General features: G+C 38.7%; 24 protein-coding genes and 1 pseudogene. 20 read left to right on the top strand and 5 right to left on the bottom strand.

The window, feature by feature from the left end:
• Nucleotides 1–21 precede the first annotated feature (21 nt).
• The gene (locus tag KHA95_RS05155; protein WP_213136415.1) at nt 22–318 is read left to right on the top strand and encodes a hypothetical protein; all 297 of its coding nucleotides are present in this window, start codon (nt 22–24) and stop codon (nt 316–318) included.
• 91 nt (nt 319–409) lie between these two features.
• Nucleotides 410–2,785 carry a phage tail protein gene (locus tag KHA95_RS05150; RefSeq protein ID WP_213136414.1) on the top strand — a complete coding sequence of 792 codons (2,376 nt, stop codon included), beginning with the start codon at nt 410–412 and terminating at the stop codon, nt 2,783–2,785.
• Nucleotides 2,786–2,830: 45 nt separating this feature from the next.
• On the opposite strand, the gene KHA95_RS05145 is transcribed toward KHA95_RS05150, so the two are convergent.
• Entirely contained in the window at nt 2,831–2,983 is a 153-nt protein-coding gene (locus KHA95_RS05145; RefSeq protein WP_213136413.1) for a hypothetical protein, read from the bottom strand.
• A gap of 61 nt (nt 2,984–3,044) precedes the next feature.
• The gene (locus KHA95_RS05140; RefSeq protein WP_213136412.1) at nt 3,045–3,404 is read right to left on the bottom strand and encodes a YhjD family protein; all 360 of its coding nucleotides are present in this window, start codon (nt 3,402–3,404) and stop codon (nt 3,045–3,047) included.
• Between the two features lie 190 nt (nt 3,405–3,594).
• Between KHA95_RS05140 and KHA95_RS05135 the strand changes: the two genes are divergently transcribed.
• From KHA95_RS05135 to KHA95_RS05115, 5 genes and pseudogenes are all read left to right on the top strand, one after another.
• Nucleotides 3,595–3,762 carry a hypothetical protein gene (locus KHA95_RS05135; RefSeq protein ID WP_213136411.1) on the top strand — a complete coding sequence of 56 codons (168 nt, stop codon included), beginning with the start codon at nt 3,595–3,597 and terminating at the stop codon, nt 3,760–3,762.
• A 369-nt stretch (nt 3,763–4,131) separates the two neighbouring features.
• A pseudogene (locus KHA95_RS05130) lies at nt 4,132–4,209 on the top strand (YneF family protein); the annotation flags it as partial.
• 327 nt (nt 4,210–4,536) lie between these two features.
• On the top strand, nt 4,537–5,145 hold the full coding sequence (locus KHA95_RS05125) for an RNA polymerase sigma factor (RefSeq protein WP_349305440.1): 609 nt from the start codon (nt 4,537–4,539) through the stop codon (nt 5,143–5,145).
• A 102-nt stretch (nt 5,146–5,247) separates the two neighbouring features.
• Entirely contained in the window at nt 5,248–5,775 is a 528-nt protein-coding gene (gene lepB, locus KHA95_RS05120) for a signal peptidase I (RefSeq protein ID WP_213136409.1), read from the top strand.
• A 188-nt stretch (nt 5,776–5,963) separates the two neighbouring features.
• Nucleotides 5,964–6,674: a cytochrome c biogenesis CcdA family protein gene (locus tag KHA95_RS05115; protein WP_213136408.1), complete on the top strand. Its 711-nt coding sequence runs from the start codon at nt 5,964–5,966 to the stop codon at nt 6,672–6,674.
• A 49-nt stretch (nt 6,675–6,723) separates the two neighbouring features.
• Here KHA95_RS05115 and KHA95_RS05110 read toward each other — a convergent pair whose 3' ends face one another.
• A complete protein-coding gene (locus KHA95_RS05110) occupies nt 6,724–8,463 on the bottom strand; it encodes a sigma-54-dependent Fis family transcriptional regulator (RefSeq protein ID WP_213136407.1) in 1,740 nt (579 codons plus the stop codon).
• Between the two features lie 205 nt (nt 8,464–8,668).
• Between KHA95_RS05110 and fdhA the strand changes: the two genes are divergently transcribed.
• Nucleotides 8,669–9,883, top strand: a complete 1,215-nt coding sequence (gene fdhA / locus KHA95_RS05105) for a formaldehyde dehydrogenase, glutathione-independent (protein ID WP_249316596.1) — start codon at nt 8,669–8,671, stop codon at nt 9,881–9,883.
• Between the two features lie 56 nt (nt 9,884–9,939).
• Complete coding sequence (locus tag KHA95_RS05100; protein WP_213136406.1) at nt 9,940–10,770, top strand: MIP/aquaporin family protein; 831 nt, start codon at nt 9,940–9,942, stop codon at nt 10,768–10,770.
• 39 nt (nt 10,771–10,809) lie between these two features.
• On the opposite strand, the gene KHA95_RS05095 is transcribed toward KHA95_RS05100, so the two are convergent.
• Nucleotides 10,810–11,235 (bottom strand): DUF2621 domain-containing protein, encoded by a 426-nt coding sequence (locus KHA95_RS05095; protein ID WP_213136405.1) that lies wholly within the window; start codon nt 11,233–11,235, stop codon nt 10,810–10,812.
• Between the two features lie 157 nt (nt 11,236–11,392).
• Between KHA95_RS05095 and KHA95_RS05090 the strand changes: the two genes are divergently transcribed.
• From KHA95_RS05090 to KHA95_RS05050, 9 genes are all read left to right on the top strand, one after another.
• Nucleotides 11,393–11,614 carry a DUF1659 domain-containing protein gene (locus KHA95_RS05090; RefSeq protein ID WP_213136404.1) on the top strand — a complete coding sequence of 74 codons (222 nt, stop codon included), beginning with the start codon at nt 11,393–11,395 and terminating at the stop codon, nt 11,612–11,614.
• Nucleotides 11,615–11,649: 35 nt separating this feature from the next.
• On the top strand, nt 11,650–11,871 hold the full coding sequence (locus tag KHA95_RS05085; RefSeq protein ID WP_213136403.1) for a DUF2922 domain-containing protein: 222 nt from the start codon (nt 11,650–11,652) through the stop codon (nt 11,869–11,871).
• Nucleotides 11,872–11,938: 67 nt separating this feature from the next.
• Complete coding sequence (locus KHA95_RS05080; RefSeq protein ID WP_213136402.1) at nt 11,939–12,082, top strand: YvrJ family protein; 144 nt, start codon at nt 11,939–11,941, stop codon at nt 12,080–12,082.
• 155 nt (nt 12,083–12,237) lie between these two features.
• Nucleotides 12,238–12,444, top strand: coding sequence for a PspC domain-containing protein (locus KHA95_RS05075; RefSeq protein WP_349305439.1), 207 nt, complete (start codon nt 12,238–12,240; stop codon nt 12,442–12,444).
• 234 nt (nt 12,445–12,678) lie between these two features.
• Nucleotides 12,679–13,824: an exonuclease SbcCD subunit D gene (locus KHA95_RS05070; protein WP_213136400.1), complete on the top strand. Its 1,146-nt coding sequence runs from the start codon at nt 12,679–12,681 to the stop codon at nt 13,822–13,824.
• Complete coding sequence (locus KHA95_RS05065; protein ID WP_213136399.1) at nt 13,821–16,955, top strand: AAA family ATPase; 3,135 nt, start codon at nt 13,821–13,823, stop codon at nt 16,953–16,955. The genes KHA95_RS05070 and KHA95_RS05065 overlap by 4 nt, the downstream gene beginning before the upstream one ends.
• 21 nt (nt 16,956–16,976) lie before the next feature.
• Entirely contained in the window at nt 16,977–17,162 is a 186-nt protein-coding gene (locus tag KHA95_RS05060) for a hypothetical protein (RefSeq protein ID WP_213136398.1), read from the top strand.
• A gap of 365 nt (nt 17,163–17,527) precedes the next feature.
• Nucleotides 17,528–18,226, top strand: coding sequence for a 3D domain-containing protein (locus KHA95_RS05055; protein ID WP_213136397.1), 699 nt, complete (start codon nt 17,528–17,530; stop codon nt 18,224–18,226).
• 110 nt (nt 18,227–18,336) lie between these two features.
• A complete protein-coding gene (locus KHA95_RS05050; protein WP_213136396.1) occupies nt 18,337–18,969 on the top strand; it encodes a lytic transglycosylase domain-containing protein in 633 nt (210 codons plus the stop codon).
• 69 nt (nt 18,970–19,038) lie between these two features.
• On the opposite strand, the gene KHA95_RS05045 is transcribed toward KHA95_RS05050, so the two are convergent.
• Entirely contained in the window at nt 19,039–19,302 is a 264-nt protein-coding gene (locus tag KHA95_RS05045; protein WP_213136395.1) for a GlsB/YeaQ/YmgE family stress response membrane protein, read from the bottom strand.
• A gap of 127 nt (nt 19,303–19,429) precedes the next feature.
• Here KHA95_RS05045 and KHA95_RS05040 point away from each other — a divergent pair, with 127 nt between their 5' ends.
• Together KHA95_RS05040 and acnA are read left to right on the top strand one after the other, a co-directional pair.
• Nucleotides 19,430–20,131 carry a thermonuclease family protein gene (locus KHA95_RS05040; RefSeq protein ID WP_213136394.1) on the top strand — a complete coding sequence of 234 codons (702 nt, stop codon included), beginning with the start codon at nt 19,430–19,432 and terminating at the stop codon, nt 20,129–20,131.
• Between the two features lie 397 nt (nt 20,132–20,528).
• A complete protein-coding gene (gene acnA / locus KHA95_RS05035; protein WP_213136393.1) occupies nt 20,529–23,246 on the top strand; it encodes an aconitate hydratase AcnA in 2,718 nt (905 codons plus the stop codon).
• Nucleotides 23,247–23,325 lie beyond the last annotated feature (79 nt).

The following is a 23,325-nucleotide window of genomic DNA, read 5'->3' as shown; positions in this document are numbered from 1 at the left end:
TTTTTTACAAGCTATCAAAAGATGATGCTTTCAATAGTAAATCTTTATGCGAAAGAATACGGATGGACAAGAAATGAGATTCTTGATTTTCCTCTTGATGAACATATTTTAAATCAAGAAATTATTCGGGATTCTCAAAGGAATGAGTATTTAATGCAAGCGCAAATTTCCTTGCTTTCACATCCAAATATGGATAATAAAGGGCGAGAAGAATTTTTCAAATATTTTGAGAAAGAACAAGAGCATGAACTTATTGAAAATACGAATACTGATTTTGAAGGCATTAGAAAAGCAAAAGAACAATTGAAGAATATGTAAAAAACTAAAATTCAATCAAATAAGGGGATGTCCATTCAATTGGATGTCCCCTTATTTTTTTTGGATTTTTTTATTATAAAGGAGTGAGAAAATGGCACAACAATTTAGTTTAGTTGCTGAAATCATAGCTAAGACAGATTCATTTACAAAGGCTATAAATGACGTTGGTAAAAAGACAGATAGTCTTGCTAAGAATTTTGCCGCAAAAACCAAGTCGATCGGTGAAGGATTTACAAAAGTTGGAACAAGTTTAACCAAATCTATCACTATGCCCGCAGTGGCGGCAGGAACAGCCTTAGCAGGAATTACATTAGCAAAAGGGTTTAGTCGTTTAGTCGGCATTGATACAGCTAGGGCAAAATTAACAGGTCTTGGTCATGATGCCAAAGGTGTAGAAGCGATCATGACATCAGCACTTGATGCTGTTCGTGGCACATCGTTTGGTATGGACGAAGCCGCAACAACAGCCGCAAATGCAGTTGCCGCAGGAGTTAATACAGGAAAAGAGTTAACCAGATATTTAAGTTTAACAGGTGATGCGGCGGCTATTGCAGGCTCATCAATGAGTGAAATGGGTAGTATTTTAAACAAAGTTACAACATCAAATAAGGCTTATAATGGTGAATTACAACAATTATCTGATAGAGGTTTGCCAGTTTATCAGTGGCTTGCGAAAGAAGCAGGAGTAACCTCAGATGCGGTTTTTAAAATGGCATCCGAAGGTAAAATATCAAGCGAAATGTTAATGAACGCCATCGAAAATAATATCGGTGGTGCGGCAAAAACGTTTGGTGAGGAATCATTTACCGCAGGAATCGCCAACATGTGGGCGGCAGTTGGTCGTTTAGGAGCATCATTTTTAGATGCAGGTGGTAAAGGTGGAGGGTTTTTCTCTACTATCAAAGAAAATATACCAAAAGTCATTGAATACATAGACGGAATGGGTGCAAAGGCTGAACAAGCAGGCGAAAAGTTCGGCGCTATGGTCGGGGGATTTATCGACAAAATCAAAGACATTAAACAATGGTTTGATAATTTAGACCCATCTATCCAAGAAATCATTAAAAAGGTAACTTTATTTGGTAGTTTGGGAGCAATTGCAATCGGGCCGATTTTGTTAATTGTTGGTAAATTAATGACAGCAATAAGCGCATTATCCCCAATCTTTTCAGTGTTAGGCACAGTTATTGGAGCAATTGCAAGCCCGATAGGTTTAATTGTTGCAGGAATTGCGGCACTCGTAGCAGGGTTTATTTTGGCTTATAACCATTCCGAAACATTTAGAAATGGTGTCAATGCAGTTTTTTCAACGGTTAAAGAAATTGTTTTAAATTTATTTGGCGCAACAGTCGCATTTTTTCAAGAAAAAGTGCAAATTATAAAGGATTTTTGGGCTGAAAATGGAGCGCAAATACAAGAAGCCTTTTCAAATGTTTTTAATGCAATAAAGGCAGTTGTTGATTTTTTAATGCCTGCAATAGAATTTGTAATAAAAATGGTTATGGATAATGTAAAAGGTGTAATTAATGGAGCGCTAAACACAATCTTAGGATTGATAAAGGTTTTCGCATCCCTTTTTACTGGTGACTGGAAAGGTTTATGGGAAGGAACGAAGCAGCTTTTATCGGGAGCACTCGAATTTATATGGAATCTAGCGAACTTGATGATGATGGGAAGAATTTTAACGATCTTCAAATCATTTGGTACAGGTTCAATTAATCTATTTAAAAATATGTGGAGTAGTATTACAGGATTTTTTAAAGGTCTTGGTGACGATGCGATTAGAATAAGTGAAAATCTAGTTTCTGGTGTCATAAATTATTTTAAGAATTTACTAAGTAATGCAACTTCAATTTTTAATTTAGTAAAATCCGCCATGACAAACCCTATTGAAACAGCACGAAATGTAATATCAGCAGTGATTTCAGCAATCAAAGGCTTTTTTACTAATTTAAGCTTGAAATTCCCAGAGTTATCAGTCAATCCATTCACGAAGGCACGTGATTTAATAAGTGGCGTAATTGATAAAATCAAAGGCTTTTTCAGCGGGCTATCGTTAAGTTTCCCATCAATTAAGATGCCTAAATTACCAAGATTTACATTGACAGGTAGTTTCTCGTTAAATCCCCCAAGCGTTCCGAAAATTGGCTTACAATGGTTTGCTAAAGGTGGACTTATGCTCAATCCTACTGTTTTCGGGATGAATGGCAACAACTTAATGGTTGGTGGCGAAGCAGGAGCAGAAGCCATTTTACCTTTGACTAAACCAATTCTTGGTACAATTGCCGATAAAATATTTGCTAACATGGAAGCATTATCAACAGGCACAACAAATAACCAAGACGTTAATATCAATAATGAATTTGTCTTTAACGTTGACGGAAACATGAGCGATCAGGAAATGAAAAAGATCGCTAACTATGTTGCGAAAGCACAATTAACAGGGCTTAAAAGGCTCGGAAAATAACTTTAAATATATAGAATCGCTTAATTAATTTTAGGCGATTCTTTTTTATTTAAACAGCTTCCTCAACGCTTTTCCAGTTGCCCTTCCAGCAGTTCTTCTCATAATCCTTTTCCCAACTTTCCCCTTTTTAACCGCATTTACATCTCCTAAAATTTTTGCAAGAGTATAAAGAAAACTTCTAGTTTTATTAATCGACATGTCAATTCCCCCTTAAATAAAATTGTCTTATTAATCTATACGTTCCAAATTTGATTTAGTTTCAATCATCATTTTTATTCATGTATTCATTTAACAATTCATCGGATGTGCTTTTCAACACGTTGTTCGCATAAAGGCTAGGTTGTTGATAACCATTATAGACAATTAAGTAGTGTGTTCCCATTTTATCTGTTTCTTGACGCTCTACTTTAATTTTATTTCGATACATGTACCGTTTCACTTGTGCAAGCTCAAGTTGAATTGATCTTAAAGTTTTGTCGATTAAATTAAGATAAGCTGTTTTTAGTTTAAATGTACTATTTTCAACTATGAGTAAATCTCGATTTAAGTTAATGATAAGTAAAGGTAAATAGATGGCTTTATTAATAATATCTTGGTCGTGATCTGGAATCATCATCATCTTCATCATCCTTTTTACAAGATGATTTCATTTTACAATGAAAATAAAATAGGAACAAGTGTTTGTTGTTGCTTTTTTAATTTTCATTGTAAAATTGAAGTCGATTATATTATTATGAATTACCAATATTTAAAAGGATTTCCACCTTTTATGTCGAATGTGCTAGGTAAATTGGAGGGAGTGCTGTAACATGAAAAAACGATTATATGGTATTTTACTTTTATTGTTAGTTGGTTGTTCAAACACATTTGGTATAGATAAAAAAATATATAACCAAGGTGAAGAATATGCACAAATGAAGATAATTTCAAGTTTAAGTATGAATTGCTTAACTTGTTCGGTGCAATCAATATACTAAATTCTAATATTAAACCAAACAAAAATGAAATTGATCAATTTGAAAAAATATATAGTGATACAGTTCAAACATTAAAAGATGAATATGGATTGGATTTGGAATGAGAAGTGTTAATTAACGTAACATTTGAAATCAAGGTGATCCTATATTCATTTTTGCTATTGTGGTGGGTAAATTATTCGATAGTTGGATTATTGGCTCTTATAAGTGAGAGGACAATATCATAATAACGTGAATGCTAAACCATTTTATTAAAATATTAATTTATTTTTCATCAATAACGCTAGACAAAATAATGCCAATAAGGTATATTTTTCATAGATGAATAGAATTTTCTAAAATTGAAAGAAACGTTGATATACCAAGCATTTGATGCAAATGGGAATGAAACCATCCCAAAAGAAAATTAATCAAATGATGCAAGCAATGAATAAGCAGATGAAGTAAGCTTCACTCTCGTTAAGTTTTTGTATGATCGATGAGCATTTATGAAATAAATTATTATTTCATCTATTTATAGAGTGAATTTTTAACATACATCTTATTTATTGCTTTATCTTTCATCAAACGAATCCAAAACCACTTTTTCTATTGGAAACAATACCAAGGAGAGTGGTTTTTTATTTTGTAAAAATTAGGAAGTCTTATCTAGAAATTATAATTCTATACTATGCCTCCCAATGATTGTGAGTATTTTTTATGAAAAAGAATAAGGGAGAAAATCGATTCCTTTGCTAACATGATTCGTCTTTTTAAGTAAGAGGAGATGGGGTGGTGGATTGGGAGCAAGTGTATTTTAAATATAGTGATTTTATCTATCGCTATATTTTATTTCATGTTCGGAAAAAGGAAGTAGCGGAAGATTTAACACAGGAATCATTTTATCGAGCGTTTAAACATATTCATACGTTCAATCATCAAGCGAGCATTTTGACGTGGCTTGTAAAAATAGCAAGAAACGTAACATATGATTATTTAAGAAGAAAAAAGCTAATTCACTTTTTCCGTCTCGGGAAAAAGGATGTTGTTGATGACAATGCGATTTTGCCCGCAGATCAGATCGTAAAAAATGATCGAATCGTACAGCTGTATGAGGCATTATCGACATTGAAAACTCATTACCAAGCTGTGATCATTTTGCGAAAAATCAATGAACATTCAATTAAAGAAACGGCTTATATATTAGGATGGACAGAAGCGAAAGTGAAGTCAACGATGGCAAGGGCTTTTGCTGCATTGAAGGTAGAGATGCTGAGGAGGGGAAAAGTGATGGATGAATATAATCAGGAATTTGAAATATTACGGCATGTCGAGCGATCGGAAGTTACTAGAAACGCCAGCTTAGTGAAAATTAAGTTGCGTCATAGCAAGAAGAGATCTTGATTTCTTCCGATCATTCTTTCTTGTTGTGCAGCCATCTTCATTGCGTTCTTTTTCTTCACAGTAATGAATGATCAAGCGATTTTTTGGAGTGGAAATAGTGTAATGAAAGATGAGAAAACGTCTCAAACGATTTCATTTATAGAGGCCAACCAATCACATTTGCTCATTTTGGATGATCGGTTAGACACGATGGATTATGGTAATCACGACTTTTATGCACATGAGCTTGTAATCGATCCAACTGCTTATCAGCAGAAAAAGATAAAAAGAGGAGAAGTGATTTTGTACGAACAGAATGATGACGTGCTTGTAGCAAGGGTGATCGCTTTGCCAGGTGAAACGATTTCGATTAAAAAAGGACAAATCTTTATTGATCGCCGTAGACTTGATGCCTTTTACGGAAAGGCGCATCGGCTTGGGTATGAGAAGGATGAATATGAACAAGTGCTAAAGGAAATTGGAAGGTTAGATCACTTTCATCCTGATCTATTTGAACCATCGATGGAAGAATTAACTCTTGAACAGAATCAATATTTCGTAATGGGGGATGATTGGTTGCGTGGGTCTAGAGAGATGATTGATTTTGAGCAGATTGTAGGAGAAGTGTTGGGATATAAGCAAGAGCAATAAATTAATTGCTTTATATTCCAAATGCCACAAAAGTTTCACAAGCCTTCTACGGTTCTTATCGATCGTTATCTGATAGAATGAGGAATGGTAGGGTGTTCAAAGCTATGGTCGCGAATCCAAGTTGGATTTCGAACGTTTGTCTTTTGACCATTTTTGAACATATAAATACGTGGTGGGAGTTGTAATTTATGACTGGGGATATTAATTTGTTTTTAGCATTAGGGGCAGGGTTTTTAAGCTTTATTTCGCCGTGTGTCCTTCCATTGTATCCCGCATTTTTATCCTATATTACCGGAATGTCTGTTTCAGAGATAAGGGATGATCATGCGATGTTTAGACGGCGAAGCATGTTACATACCTTCTTTTTTTTACTAGGCTTTTCGGTTATTTTTGTTGCGCTTGGATTTGGATCGTCATTTATCGGTAGCTTATTTAGCAATTATCAAGATTTAATTCGTCAAATTGGTGCGATCTTTATCGTCTTATTTGGATTAATCGTTGCCGGTTTTCTTTCGCCGGAATTTCTAATGAAAGAACGCCGCATTCAGTTCAAGAATCGTCCAGCGGGCTTTCTTGGCTCGATATTAATTGGGATGGGATTTGCTGCGGGCTGGTTACCATGTACGGGTCCGATTTTAGCAGCCGTCTTAACGTTAGCAGCGGCTAATCCGGGTTCTGGTGTTATCTATATGCTTGCTTATACGCTCGGTTTTGCCATTCCGTTTTTCATATTGTCTTTCTTTATAAGCAAGCTGAATTGGATTCGCAAACATAATGTTAAAATCGTCAAAATTGGCGGAGTGATTATGATCTTAGTTGGAATTTTGCTCTTTTTTGACGCAATGACGTTAATCATCAGCCTTCTGTCGGGGCTTTTCGGCGGGTTTACTGGATTTTAAAAAAAGAGAATCCCTCACAATGAAGTGAGGGATTATTTTTATGGGAAAACTAAAGCTTCAGATTGTATTCTTTCATTTTACGATAAAGAGTATTGCGGCTAATTTGAAGCCATTCAGCGACATGGGAAATATTACCTTGTGCAAGTCTTATATAGTCCCTAATTGTTTCTTTCTCTATTTCTTTTAACGATTGAATTAAAGGCTCATCAGTTGATCGAACCCCCTCTTTTTCCAATTGGAAATCCTTGGAGTAAATGATGTCACCTTCAGCTAAAAATGCTGCTTCCACAAGCGCACTTGATAGCTCACGAATATTACCAGGCCAAGAGTATGACAAAATAAGGTTCTTGGCATCTTCTGATAAATATTTTCCACTGTTTTTTAAGATGCTTTTAGCAATTTCAATGATATCGCTTCTTTCTCTCAATGATGGGAGTGAAAGGAGGATCCCTCTTAAGCGATAATATAGATCCGCTCGAAAATTTCCTGAACTGATTTCTTCTAATAGATTTTTATTCGTTGCAGCAATGATTCTTACATCCACTTTTTTGCTTATGTGACTGCCGACAGCTGTAATCTCACCTTCTTGTAAAGCGCGAAGCAGGCTAGCTTGGGCACGTAAGGACATGTCGCCAATTTCGTCGAGAAAAAGAGTTCCACGGTGTGCAGCCTCAAATTTCCCCTTCCTTCCTTCTGAATGTGCCCCTGTAAATGCCCCTCCAATATATCCGAAAAGCTCACTTTCAATTAGTGATTCAGGAATGGCGCTACAATTGACGGCAATAAACGGTTGATGCGCTCGAAAGCTTGATGTATGAATCGATTGTGCAAACAGCTCTTTTCCTGTTCCAGTTTCACCGAAAAGCAATGTCGACATATCGGTAGCTGCTACTTTCTTTGCCAATTCTTTCAACTGTGTGATCTTGGTACAGCTCCCTTTAATATCGGCAAACGTATATAAATCTTTATAATTGATCAGCTTTTGTTGAACAGCAATGAAATGCTTGCTGGTCGAATCATGTATAATAGGCTCGATTGTAAATGAATGTTGATAGCGCTCGATTTTTTTACCGATGCAGCTTTCTCCGAGTATTTTTTTTGCATGACGATTCGCCCTCACAATCCGCTGTTCATGATCGAGAGAGACGTAAGGGTAACTAACATATTTATTAATGGTATATTCAAGTTCTGCAATCGGAGGCTGTTGGTCTCTTTTTGATTGCTGAAGCAACAAACAGTTGCGAATATCATCTGCAATAATTTGCGAGAGTAAGAAATGATATGGATTAAATAGCTCTTTTTTTCCACTAATGTTGATCGCACCGATGATTTGGCCGGACGGAGAGAAAATCGGTGATGCCGCACATGAGAGAAAGCGGGCTGTAATATAAAAATGTTGGTCTCCATGTACTCTAATCGGATTTTTTTCAAGTAAAGCCACACCAATCGCATTCGTGCCTCGGTTATTTTCTAGCCAATTAGCCCCGACTTGCATTTGCATTTTTCTAGCCTGTTTTTTAAAGCACTCATCACCAAGTGTGTATATAATCGTTCCATTTTTGTCAGTAAGTGAAGCCATATGCCCAGCTTGGGTTAAAATAGTTGCAAACTTTTCCAATATCGGAATCGCCGCATCCGTTAGCTCTTTGTTTTTTGCTAATAATTGTCGTATTTGTTGATCATTAAGAACTTGATCTTGAGGGAGCTCTGAGGGGTTGAGGCCAAATTCAAGACAGCGTTTCCAAGAGAATTGAATCATTTTTTCTTCATCCACTTTTTGTTGCAGCAAACGTATTCACCTCACATGAATAATATAATGCGCAGTGATTGTATGCATTGGTTGTCCTAAAATTATACACTGAATTGTTAGAAAATGATACGAGTCTATGTAATTTTTTATTATTCATGCATGTTAACAATGGTTGTTAAGTTGGCACGAAAATTGCATGTTAAATAAAGTGTAAGCATTAACAATCATTTAGGAGGTTATATCATTGTCGAATCGTGCGGTTGTGTACAAAGAGCCAGGTAAAGTAGCGGTTGAAACAACTTCGTTTCCAGATCTCGTATTAAGAGATGGTCCAGGTGTAAATCCCTTTAATGTAGGGAGAAAATGTGAGCATGGTGTCATTCTTAAAGTGGTTGCTACGAATATTTGTGGCAGTGATCAGCACATGGTTCGTGGAAGAACGACTGCTCCAAGTGGGCTTGTACTAGGTCATGAAATAACCGGTGAAGTCATTGAAGTTGGCAGAGATGTAGAATTTATGAAAGTGGGCGATCTAGTATCTGTACCATTCAATATCGCTTGTGGTCGTTGTAGAAATTGTAAAGAGCAGGATACACATATTTGTACAAATGTGAACCCAGATCGTCCGGGCTCTGCATACGGCTATGTCGATATGGGAGGCTGGGTCGGTGGACAGTCCGAATATGTAATGGTTCCTTACGCAGATTTTCAATTATTAAAGTTCCCTAATAAAGAACAAGCGATGGAGAAAATCGTTGATCTAGCTATGCTTTCAGATATTTTCCCAACTGGGTTTCATGGGGCATATAGTGCGGGTGTTGGCATTGGATCAACTGTTTATATTGCAGGAGCGGGGCCTGTCGGACTTGCGGCTGCTCACTCTGCCCAATTATTAGGTGCATCGACGGTGATTGTAGGAGATTTAATCGAAGAGCGTTTAGCGCAAGCAAGAAGCTTCGGATGTGAAACGGTTAACCTTAGAGATCATGATAATTTAGGTGAGCAAATTGAGCAAATTCTTGGTGTTCCTGAAGTAGATTGTGCTGTTGATGCGGTTGGATTTGAGGCAAGCGGACACGGACCGGGAAGTGGGGAAGCACCTGCAACTGTCCTTAACTCGGTGATGAGTATTACGCGGGCAGGGGGTAAGTTAGGGATTCCTGGTTTATATGTGACCGGTGATCCGGGCGGTATTGATGAAGATGCTAAGGTTGGCACACTGAAAATTCGCATTGGGCTCGGATGGGCGAAAGCGCATCATTTTGTCACAGGGCAGACGCCAGTGATGAAGTATCATAATTTCTTAATGAAATCGATTTTAAGCGGCAAGGCGCAAATTGCCAAAGCAGTGAATGCAACTGTTATTGGTTTAGATGAAGCGCCAACTGGTTATGAAGTATTTGATAAAGGGGCAGCGAAGAAGTTTGTCATCGACCCACATGGAATGATTGCGCAATAAGAAAACATTCATTCGGTTAAGAAAACGTATTTATGCCTTTCTTGGGAGGGCTGCATATGTCAGCTTTTTTCGGTGAATTAGTCGGGACAATGATTTTAGTCCTATTTGGCTGTGGTGTAGTAGGGGGAGTCGTATTAAATAAAACAAAAGCACAGCAGTCTGGTTGGATTGTGATTACGATGGGGTTTGGACTTGGGGTAGCGATTGCGATCTATACAGTTGGCGGCATTAGTGGAGCACATTTAAATCCAGCTGTGACGCTTGGTTTAGCGTTGATTGATGCCTTCCCTTGGTCGAATGTGCTCCCTTATGTGATAGCACAAATGATCGGTGCATTTATCGGTGCAGTGTTCGTTTATTTACATTACTTACCGCATTGGAAAGAAACGGACGATGCAGCAACTAAATTAGTTGTATTTTCAACAAGTCCAGCGATCAAAAATCCGCTTGCCAACTTAATTAGTGAAATGATTGGTACATTTGCGCTTGTCTTAGGTATTTTGGCAATTGGAGCCAATGAATTTACGGAAGGACTCCATCCTTTAATCATTGGCCTTCTTATTCTCGCTATTGGACTATCACTTGGATCGCCAACAGGTTTTGCGATTAATCCTGCCCGTGATTTAGGTCCAAGAATCGCGCATTTTTTCTTGCCGATCGCTGGAAAGGGCTCGTCAGATTGGGGCTATTCTTGGATCCCAGTCGTAGGTCCCTTGCTTGGAGGGGCATTTGCTGCATTATTTTATCAACAAGTTTTTAATGGAATTCAAACGATTCTTTTTTGGATTCTTGCTTTTCTCATTATTGTTTTATTCATCAGCGCCCATATTTTAACGAAGGGAGGAAAAACAAAGGTATTGGAAGAAACGACAACGAGACCGTTATGATACATTAAAAAACAACTCTCATCATTTGAGAGTTGTTTTTTAAAATAAGTGCTCATAAGGAGCAAGATCAATTTTTAATTCATCTAGTTTTTTGCGAAGAAATTTATGATCGCGTTTTGGTGTGGCTAAAATATATCCTTTAATGACGATATCTAAATCAATTTTTTTTGCCTTCTCGTTCAAGGCAACTTCCCCGATTTTCCCGGCAATTTTCTGTCTTGCTACATCCCGGAACAGCTCAGGAACAGGGCTGACAAGCTCTTCCAGCAATTCCTTTACGTCTGAAGTCCACAGTTTTTTCGTTTTCTCTACGTAATATTCTTCCCAATCCATATCTGATTTGCCATCTTGTTTAGGGAGTCTTTTTAAAAACTTTCTAAACATAAAGAATCCGCCAATCGCCATGAGAGAGATTAGTATAACGACCCAAAATAATATAAAGACTAAAAACCAACCATCCAGCATTTTTTCCACTCCTATTACATTGGCAGTTTATCTATATTATAGCCGATATTGAAAGCGAGACAAGTTCCTTGCTTGCGATCATTTTATGAAGAAATTGAATTTTGGGTGTCCGATTCCCCTTGAAACACCTATATAGAAGGTGAAAGGGGGGGAAGACATGGCAGAAGCTTATTTAAAAGCAACACGACTTAAACTTGTGTTTGATCATGGCATGGATGAGGATAACAAGCCGATATTTAAAAGCAAAACTTTTCAAAATGTGCGTCGCAGTGCCGATGCCAGTGAATTATACGAAGCGGCACAAGCGATTGGCGCGTTATCATCACAGCCGCTATGGGCAATCGAAAGAAACGACCTTTCAAGCATTGATGAGTATTAAGTAAGGGAAAAAGTCGGTTAAAGCGAGGTGAGAACATGAAGACATTAGAGCTGATTTTCGAAAGTGAGCAGGGGAAAACAGCGACAATTTCAATCGATCATCCACAGGAGCCGGTTGACCCAGAACTGGTCAAAACGTCGATGGAAAGTATCATTGCTTCAGGTGTGTTTATTGATAGTGATGGGTATATGTATGAAGCAATCAAAAGTGCGCGCCTCGTGGAAAGAAATGTAACTGTTTTTGAGATCAACGAGTAATGAAATTGTCCCATTAGCGAAAGGGTCGCTTTTGGGACAATTTTAATTAGAGAGGAGTTGAATGATCATGGAGCAATTTCTCCCGTTCTTAAGCGAAGTTGGATTTCCGGCACTCGTTACGTTTTATCTTTTGTATCGGATCGAAACGAAGCTCGAAGCTGTCATTCAAACAATCCAAGGTTTACCTGAGCGGATGGGAAAAATAAAATGAGCGATCATGAGTAGTTAAAAAGTATTTTTAAGACGAATTCGTAGGAAGATTCGTCTTAAAATTTGTAATTATGTTCCAAGGGAAACCATTTAACGACTTGTCTCGTATATAAGAATAGATAGATCACGTTTGGATAAGAACGGATTAAAAAACAGATGAAACGTAAAGGAGAGATGAAGATGCTGCAAAAGCTAACAAAGTCCTCAACGGATAAAGCGTTATTAGGAATATGTGGAGGAATAGCGAATTTGTTCGGAATATCCTCTTTCATTGTGAGGCTCATTTTCATTTTTACTTCCTCCGTCTCGATTTGGGTGTATCTATTTTTAGCATGGGAGCTAAGGGATAAACCGTCACTTTGAAAGTTTCGTAATTATGGAAAACGCAGGGCGCTGATTGCTCTGCGTTTTTTTTATGTGCATTATTCAAGGGGAAGAATGGTGCCACAATAAAAGTCGTGCAATCCCTCAAGCCTTCAAAGCAATGCCCGAATTATCTATCTGCCATCTAAACTACTTGGAAAATACCTAGTTTCTTTTTTTGCGAGGAAACAATTTGCTATAATGATAGGTAAAGAATAATAGGAAGTGGTTTTCATGAAGTTTATTCATACGGCTGACTGGCATCTCGGTAAGCTTGTTCATGGTATATATATGACGAAGCATCAACGGCTTATTTTGGATCAATTTATTGAGATCGTTGCTGAAGAAAAGCCTGATGCGGTCATTATCGCTGGCGATTTATACGATCGCTCGGTTCCACCGACTGAAGCGGTCATATTATTAGAAGAAGTTCTCTATAAATTGAATATTGAATTGGAAACCCCAGTAATTGCTATTGCTGGCAATCACGATAGTGCGCAGCGTCTCTCATTTGGATCTTCTTGGTATAAACATCGTCATTTACATATTCAAGGAAGTATTGAAAATTGTTTTGAGCCGGTACGTTTACACGGCGTGAATTTTTATTCGGTTCCATATGTCGAGCCAGGCATCGTTCGTGAATGGTTTGATGATCAAACGATTACGTCACATGATGCAGCGATGAGGCGAATCATAGGTGAAATTGAACAAAACTTACGGCCGGACGAGCCGAATGTGTTCGTTGGTCATGCATTTGTCCTTGGTGGTAAAACAAGTGATTCGGAACGGACACTTTCCGTTGGTGGATCCGGCTGTGTATCGGCAGATTGCTTCGCTCCGTTCGCTTATTCAGCATTAGGCCATCTTCATAGCCCTGATGCGATTCGTCATGAAACGATTCGCTATTCTGGTTCGTTAATGAAATATTCATTTTCCGAAGTGAATCATCGAAAAAGCGTCTCGATTGTAACGATGAATGAAAATGGCAGTTATGAAATTGAAGAGAAATATTTACGGCCTAAGCAAGATATGAGGGAAATCACTGGCTTTATTGATGAGTTGCTTGATCCGGCTTTTTATGGACAGCAAAAGACCGATGACTTTTTTAAAATTACGTTGCTTGATGAAGGAGCGATTTTAGATCCGGTCGGTAAATTAAGACAGGTGTATCCGAATGTATTGCATTTAGAAAGAAAAATTGATCAAATTGATCTGCGGAATATGCAGCAATTGGAGTTCACAGAGAGCAAGCGCCAATCAGAGCTTGACTTGTTTTCTCAGTTTTATCATGAGATGACGACGAGAGAATTCACAGAGCAAAAGCGTGATTTAATGACTGAAATGATCGAACTTGCCAAAAAAGAGGTGGTCAAAGTATGAAGCCGATTTTATTAACGATGCAAGCATTTGGACCATATGCCCGCAAGGAAGTGATTGACTTTTCTCGACTTGGCAATCGTAAGATGTTCGTCATCTCCGGAAAAACAGGATCTGGAAAGACAACGATTTTTGACGGGATTAGCTTTGCGATTTATGGACGGGCAAGTGGGGACGATCGAGTCGGTGCTGATTTGCGAAGTCAGTTTGCTCCAGATGATCTTATCACAGAAGTGTCACTGGAATTTTCGCTTAGAAATGAAACGTATTTTATTCGCCGTACGCCACAGCAAGCAAAGAAAAAAGCGCGGGGAGATGGCTATACACTTGTTAATGCAACGGCGGAATTATATGTGATCGATGAGCGTGGCGAGCAGAAGCTAATTGCTTCAAACATTAGGGAAACTGATGAGAAAATTAATGAAATCATTCAGCTTGATGCGAATCAATTCCGTCAAATATTAATGATTCCGCAAGGTGATTTTAGAAAATTACTAACTTCTAACAGTAAAGAAAAAGAAGTAATCCTTCAGCGCTTATTTCGCACGGAATTATATAAAAAAGTCGAAGATCAATTAAAGGATCGGGCGAACTCGTTAAAAAGAGAGGTAGAGTTTGGAATTGCGGAACGCTCACGTATTTTAAAAGGAGTGGCACATAACGGCCATGAGGGCTTACAAGTGGCATTAATGGAACAACCGTTAAATGATCTGACAGTTTTAGCGTTGCTCCAAGAAGTTCAAGTGACAATGAATAAAGAGTTAGTTGCCATTTCTGAAAACATCACCCAGCAGCAAAAGGCACGCGATGAAGCGAAACGGAAAGTGGATGCAGCCGAAGATCTATTAAAACAAATGACTTTGCGCGACCAATTAATGGTTAGTAAAAATGAACTGGAAGCAAAAAAGGATCATTTTCAATCGTTAAAACGTGATGTCGCGTTGGCTTATAAAGCGAATAAGCTCCATCATCAAGAGGGACTTTGCCAACGGTTGAAGCGTGATATAGATGGTTATAAAGCAAGGTTAGAAGCTCAAATGAAACAGATCGAACAAGTGGAGCAAGAGGTAGAAAAAAAGAAACATCTGCTTGAATTAGAAGAAGGAAAACAAGAAAGAAGTGAAGAGTTACAAACAGAACATACGAATATGCTGCATATGCGTGATGATGTATACTCATTTGCGGAAAGGCAAGCTGACGTAGAAAAGCAGAATAAGCGATTACAAGCGCTGCGCCGGAAAATCGAAGGGGAACGGCAGAGGCTTCTGCAAATAAACGAGCAATTTGAACAGAAAAAAGCGGAGCTTGCGCCGATTGAACCGTTACGGATAGCGATCATGGAATATGAAAAGCAAGAAGCCGAAGCAGGGACCATCATTGATGGATTGGCTGATATTTTAGCTGACGATGAAAAGGCGCGAAAAGGGCAGGAGCAGCTTCGAGCAAAAGATCAGTTGCTTCTAAATATAAGAAGCAAAGTAGAAGATGCAAAAGCAACGTTAACGACGATCGAAAGCCAATGGTTGCAAGGGCAGGCCGCTCATTTGGCGAGTAAGCTTGAAAATGGTGAACCTTGTCCAGTATGCGGTGCTGAACATCATCCAAATCCGGCTCAGTTAGCACAATCAGAACGAAGTGAAGAAGACTTGCAAGCGGCAAAGCGAGCAGTCGACGAAGGTGAAAAAGAATTACAACAAATGGAACGCTCATATTTCCAAGTAAAAACAGAATGGGAAATGATGCAAGGACAAGTAAACAAAAAGATCGAACAATTGAAGAAACTCATTCCAGGATTTACATTTGAGCAAATTGATTTCTTTCATCAAGAGTATGAACAAAAATTTGCGAAGCTTAAAAGAAATAGAACCGAAGCGTTGACAAAGGTCGAACAAATTCCTCGCCTCGTTACGGAGATGAATCAGCTAGAAGTGGCGATAAAAGAAATCAACGAGTTGGTCGAGCAATCAATGAATGCTGAAAAAAAGTTAGCGATTGAGCATGCAGAAGCTGCCGCATTACTAAATCGTTTAAGTAAGACGATTCCTGAACCGTTGCGAATGAAGGAAGCATTTGATCAAAAGCTCTTACAAATCGAACAAGCGCGAAAAAGTTTAGATGCTTCATTAAATGAAGCACGCAATCAATTTACAGATGTAAGTAAAAAGTTAGCTCAATTAAATGGAGCGACTGAAAGCTTACAAACACATATTGACGACGCCGAAAAGGCATTGAAAATCGAACGTGACATTTTCGTACGCATGTTACAGGAAGAAGAGTTCGAATCGTATAAAATGTACGCAGAAGCGAAGAAAGATCAAGCTGAAATCAATCAAATCGAAGAAGCAATTCAAAGGTATTACGAACAATATCGCTCGACATTAGATCGTCTAGCAGATTATGAGCAAAGGTTGAAAGGGAAAGAGAAACCGGATGTCGTTGAATTAGAAAAGACTTTAAAAGAAACAGAGCTTGAACTTACTCAATCATCTGATCAGCATGCGCGAATGAGTATGCAAATAAGACAAAACGAAGAAATTGAGCAGGCCGTTGCGCAAATCAATCGTCAATTAAAAACGTTTGAAGAGCAATATAACCTCATCGGTGAATTATCAAATGTGACAAAGGGGGATAATGCGTTTAAGCTTACTTTCGAACGTTATGTGCTTGCGTCATTTTTAGATGGTATTCTCGTTGCGGCAAATGGGCGATTAACAAAAATGTCGAGCGGTCGCTATCGACTTTTACGAAAAACCGATCGTTCCAAAGGAAATGTGCAAAGCGGTTTGGAATTGCTTATTTTTGATCAATATACAGGCCAAGAACGGCATGTGAAAACTCTTTCTGGCGGTGAAAGCTTTAAAGCATCATTGGCATTGGCGCTCGGTCTTGCCGATGTTGTTCAACAGCATGCAGGTGGGGTGTCGTTGGAAACGATGTTTATTGATGAAGGCTTCGGTACGTTGGATCCAGAGTCATTGGATCATGCCATTGAAGCGTTAATGGATATCCAAAGCAGCGGCCGACTCGTTGGCGTCATTTCGCATGTGCCAGAATTAAAGGAAAGAATTGATGCTCAATTAGAAGTGATAGCAAGCCAAACGGGAAGTAAAACGCGGTTTTTATTTACGAGTTAATCGCTAAAGGTGGTGGATTGATTGGAAAAGACGTTTTTTATTGCAACTCTTTTTTTTAGCTGGTTTATTACAATCAGCTTAGCGGTTTTCTCTTATTTTGCCATCCAACTTGGATATACATTCATTGGAATTTGTTTAATCGTGATTATGATTGCTTCAATCGCGATGAATACGGTCTTTCGAAAGAAGTGGAAGCGGACGTTTTAATGAGAAGTTAGCTATACAAAAAAGGAATAATTCCCTTTGTTAAGGGAGTTATTCCTTTTTCTATACTTTTATTTTTGGTCATTCTTTTTTTGATTTTTATTATACATAATAAATGCAATGATTCCGGCTGTGAACAAGACGAACATAATGCCGGACAACATCGAAGCAATGATTGTCATACTGATGGCACTTCACTCCTTTTCATCATTACCATAGCATGTTTTCACTTGAATGTCAGTTTTGTTAGAGTAATGAGTGAAATATAACTGTAAATAATTGAACATCTCTCTGTTATTGTCCTGACATATCCCTTTGTTAAGATTGGATCTGTTAGTTTCAATCTGACTAACAAAGGGAGGAAAAAGATGAGAAAAAAAATGACGGCGTTTGTGACGGCGGTATCGATTGTAGGAATGGCAGCAAGTGGAGCTTCGGCAGCGACCCACGAAGTTAAAAATGGGGATTCGTTATGGAACATTTCTCAAGAGTACGGGGTAACAGTTGCACAAATGCAAGAATGGAATGATCTACCATCTGATATCATCCATCCGAACGAGCAATTAAATGTAACACCGAAGGATGCAAGTAAAGAACATATCGTTTCTCAGGGAGATACATTATGGGATATCGCTATTAAATATGAAGTTACAGTAGATGATTTAAAACAATGGAATCAACTTACATCTGCGTTGATTCACCCTGGGGATACACTGATCATTCAAAATAATGGAGATTTAAATAAAGAAGAGGTTATCCAACTATCTGAGGAACAAGGAGTAGAAATGACGGTAACAGCTACCGCCTATACGGCTCATTGTAAAGGATGTTCAGGAATTACGGCAACAGGGCAAGATTTGCGTACAAATCCAAATCAAAAAGTGATTGCAGTCGATCCGACAGTCATTCCTTTAGGAAGCAAAGTATATGTTGAAGGATATGGAACAGCGATTGCCGGAGATACTGGTGGTGCCATAAAAGGAAATAAAATTGACTTATTTATTCCATCACATGAAGAAGCGGTTGCATTTGGAGTAAAAACCGTAAAAATAAAAGTGTTACAATAAGTAAAAATCCGGCTTTGTATAGCCGGATTTTTTTCATATTTGCTTATACTTGCGAAATGGCGCTAACTTTTCCATAATGGATTCATGAATGGTGTCGAAAGGTGATGTAAATGAAGAAGGCGATCAAAAACAGCAAAAAACAGCAGCAAGCAGCGAGAAAACGCGTCGTCTTATTTTTAATACCCGTAATCATTTTCTTATTAATTGCTATTTATTACGATACGAATAATGAAAAGCAAGAAGTGAAGCAGACGCTTGTCCCATCAGAGTTTATTCCAATTTATGAAGCAGCTGAAAGAGAATTTGGCGTTCCGGCGTATTTACTTGCAGCTCATCATCGGGTTGAAACGATTTTTTCCACGATGGATCCAATGCTTTCACCAGCTGGTGCAGAAGGACCGATGCAATTTATGCCTTGTACGTTTGTTGGTTGGTCACACCCTTCTTGTGGTGGGCTCGGATTAGGAGATATTCCAGAGGAAGATAAAGTGAATCCTGCGATCATTCAAAAATATGGTGGTTATGGGGTTGATGCGAATGGAGATGGAAAAGCAGATCCCTGGGATATAGAAGATGCGATTTTTAGTGCAGCCAATTTTCTATCGAAGTATGGTGCGGCAGAAGGGAAGCTAAGAGACGCGGTTTATGCGTACAATCATAGTGAGAAGTATGTCGAGGATGTTCTTTACTTTGCAAATATGTATAAGGAAGAACTTACTGTGAATGTCCAAAATATCCAGTAATATTTTGAGTGGACTACGTGCTACATTTTCAATAGAAAAAACGGAAGCAAATTGCCTCCGTTTTCTTTATTAACTGTGTCGACGTCCGCGGGCCATAGAGCCTAAAATGAGACTTAAAACAAACACTAATATTAATGCACCAATCAGTGCAGGGACGATAGCTATACCAGCAATATCAGGACCCCAATTGCCAAAAATGGCGCCGCCGAGCCAAGCCCCAATAATACCAGCAATAATATTACCAATAATACCACCTGGAATATCTTTACCAAGAATCAAGCCTGCAATCCAGCCGATTACGCCACCTACAATAAGGTATAATAGAAAGCCCATGTATTTCATCTCCTTTAGTGAGTGCTTCTTTTGTTGCTCATTATTATTATTGCCGGATATTAGAAAGGATAAACATTTTTTTCATGTAGATTAAAGAAGGATAAAAGAAATAAAGAAGGTGTATTTAATGAAGAAAAGCGTGTTGATCGTCCAAATCATCACCGTCATCTTATTCTTGTTTGCTTGTTCAAACGATGATGATTCCTCACGAATCAGTGCTACGGTTTTACGAGCGGTTGATGGAGATACGATAGAAGTTCAATTGAAAAACGGCGAAAAGGAAAAAGTACGAATGATTTTAATTGATACTCCGGAAACGAAGCATCCGCAGCTTGGTGTCCAGCCCTTTGGTGAGGAAGCATCAGAATTCACTAAAAAGATGTTAGTAGGTAAAAAAATTGAACTTGAGCTTGACGTTTCTGAAAGAGATCGTTACGGTCGGGTATTAGCATATGTTTGGATCGAGGGGATCAACTTCAACCGTTTGCTAGTTGAAACAGGATATGCGAGAGTCGCTATTTTCCCGCCTGATATTAAGTATGTTGACGACTTCGAAGAAGCCCAAGATAAAGCACGACAGGAAGCGGTCGGAATTTGGTCAATTGAAAATTACGTCCATGATAAAGGGTTTAAAGACAGTGAACAAGAGGTAAGTAAGCAAGTGAGCGAAGTCGACGAAAAGTGCAAAATTAAAGGGAATATTAATAGTAAGAAGGAAAAAATTTATCATTTGCCGTCGGGCCAATATTATGAGCAAGTTATCCCAGAACAATGGTTTTGTACCGAGGAAGAAGCGCAAGAAGCCGGATTCCGAGCATCAAAAAGATAAATGAAAAGTTGTATCATATAGGCAAATCATTTTCTTTATCAGAATTTTTTGGTATGATTAAAAGCGGTTGATTTTAACTTGAATCAGCAAAAAGATTTGCTGATTCAAATTAAGCCTCAGGTGAATGTCACAGATTTTTAGAGGGGCTAAGGAAGGCAACCTAAGTTTGCCGCATCCTACGGCACAAGTTCGGAAAAATCTAGACGCAATTACGCCGAGGCGTAATTGATGTTAGACTACATAACCCTTGATAAGGAAATCTTATCAAAAACGATAACTTTCTTATTATTTACTTATATCACTTACTATTATAAAATAATAATGAAGGTTATGAATGAGTCTAATCAACAAAATGAGATGAAACAATGAAAAAGTATTGTGAAAAGAGGGGAAAAGCATGACACAAGCAAAAAACGATGTGTACAACGCTCGTTCTTCTTTTGATGTCGACGGTAAACGGTATCATTATTACCGCTTGGCAGCTCTAGAAGAAGCAGGTGTGGCAAAGGTTTCCAATTTGCCATATTCAATTAAAGTATTGTTAGAGTCTGTTTTACGTCAAATGGACGGTCGTGTAATTACGAAGGAGCATGTTGAGGATCTTGCGAAATGGGCGACAGATGAAGTTACAGATGGTGAAGTTCCTTTTAAGCCGTCTCGTGTTATTTTACAAGACTTCACAGGTGTTCCTGCTGTTGTTGACCTTGCTTCATTAAGAAAAGCAATGTCAGATCTTGGCGGAGATGCTGAAAAAATTAATCCGGAAATTCCTGTTGATCTTGTTATCGACCATTCTGTTCAAGTTGACACTTATGGTTCACCAGAAGCACTAAGAATTAACATGGATTTTGAATTCGAAAGAAACGCGGAGCGCTATGAATTTTTAAGCTGGGCGCAAAAAGCATTTGATAATTACCGTGCGGTTCCGCCTGCTACGGGGATTGTTCACCAAGTAAACCTTGAGTATTTAGCAAACGTCGTTCATGCGATTGAAACACCAACGGGTGATCTAGAGGCGTATCCGGATACACTCGTTGGAACGGATTCACATACGACAATGATCAACGGTGTCGGTGTACTTGGCTGGGGTGTTGGTGGAATTGAAGCGGAAGCAGGCATGCTAGGTCAGCCGTCTTATTTCCCAATTCCTGAAGTAGTTGGTGTGAAATTAACAGGAAAATTGCCAAACGGTGCAACTGCGACAGACTTGGCATTAAAAGTAACGCAAGTGTTGCGTTCACACGGTGTTGTTGGTAAATTCGTAGAGTTTTACGGAGAAGGGGTTGCGAACTTGCCATTGGCTGACCGCGCAACGATTGCTAACATGGCGCCTGAGTACGGAGCGACATGCGGATTTTTCCCTGTTGATCATGAAACAATCAACTATCTACGTCTTACAGGCCGTGAAGAAGAGCAAATCAAGCTTGTTGAAGCTTACTTAAAAGAAAATGATATGTTCTTTACGGTAGATAAAGAAGACCCAGTTTATAAAGATATTGTAGAAATTAACTTATCTGAAATTGAAGCGAATCTTTCCGGACCAAAACGTCCACAAGATTTAATTCCACTTTCACAAATGCAAAAAGCATTTAAAGAAGCGTTGCGTGCTCCGATCGGCAACCAAGGCTTTGGTCTTGAGCCAGCGGAAATTACGAAAGAAGTAAAAGTAACGTTCAACAACGGCGACGAAGCAACGATGAAAACGGGTGCGATTGCAATTGCTGCGATTACAAGCTGTACGAACACATCTAACCCTTATGTTATGCTTGGTGCGGGCTTAGTTGCGAAAAAAGCGGTCGAAAAAGGACTGGAAGTGCCTAATTATGTAAAAACTTCGTTGGCACCAGGTTCAAAAGTTGTTACAGGTTATTTGCGTGATGCGGGCTTAATGCCATATTTGTCTAAGCTTGGTTTTGATTTAGTCGGCTACGGCTGTACGACTTGTATCGGAAACTCTGGACCACTTAAAGATGAAATCGAAAAGGCCATCTCAGAAAGTGACTTATTAGTTACATCCGTATTATCTGGAAACCGTAACTTTGAAGGCAGAATTCATCCGCTTGTGAGAGGAAACTACTTAGCGTCACCACCACTTGTAGTAGCCTATGCATTAGCAGGAACAGTTGATGTCGACTTAAACAATGAGCCACTTGGAAAAGATCGTGATGGCAATGATGTATTCATGAAGGATATTTGGCCGACAACAGAGGAAGTGGCTGAAGTTGTGAAACAAACGGTTACTCCTGAATTGTTCCGTAAAGAGTATGAGCGTGTGTTCGATGATAACGAGCGTTGGAATGAAATTAAAACGAGCAACGAGCCACTTTATACTTGGAATAATGATTCAACATATATTCAGAACCCACCGTTCTTCGAGAACTTATCAACGGAATTAGACACGATCAGTCCATTAACTGGTTTACGTGTTGTTGGTAAATTCGGTGATTCTGTTACAACGGACCATATTTCACCAGCAGGTGCAATTGGTAAAAATACTCCAGCAGGCAAATACTTGCTTGATAATGGAGTTCAGCCACGTGATTTCAACTCTTACGGATCACGCCGAGGCAACCATGAAGTCATGATGCGTGGAACATTTGCGAACATTCGTATTCGAAACGAAATCGCTCCTGGAACTGAAGGTGGATTCTCCACTTACTGGCCAACAGGAGAAGTTGATTCAATTTATGATACATGCATGCGCTACAAAGAAGACGGAACAGGTCTTGTTGTATTAGCTGGTAAAGATTACGGAATGGGATCTTCACGTGACTGGGCAGCAAAAGGAACGACATTATTAGGTATCAAAACAGTTATCGCTGAAAGCTTTGAGCGAATCCATCGTTCTAACCTTGCATTGATGGGTGTGCTTCCACTTCAATTTAAAAAAGGTGAGAACGCAGAAGTGCTTGGCTTAACAGGAAAAGAAGTGATTGATGTTCAAATTGATGAGAACATCAAACCTCGTGATCTTGTGAACGTAACAGCAACGGACGAAGACGGCAATAAAAAGGAATTTGAAGTGCTTGTTCGCTTTGATTCTGATATCGAAATTGATTATTACCGTAATGGTGGTATTTTACCGATGGTATTACGCGGTAAGCTTGCTGAGTAATAATAGGAGAACACTTTGCAAAATGCAAAGTGTTTTCTTTTTTTGTGTAAAAAAGTTAGAACATTCGGTTTAATCGATC

The sequence above is a fragment of the Bacillus sp. FJAT-50079 genome (assembly GCF_018343515.1).
GTDB lineage: Bacteria > Bacillota > Bacilli > Bacillales > Bacillaceae_C > Lederbergia.
Note: the sequence above shows the minus strand (reverse complement) of the source record. Positions and strands in the feature narration are given on the sequence as shown.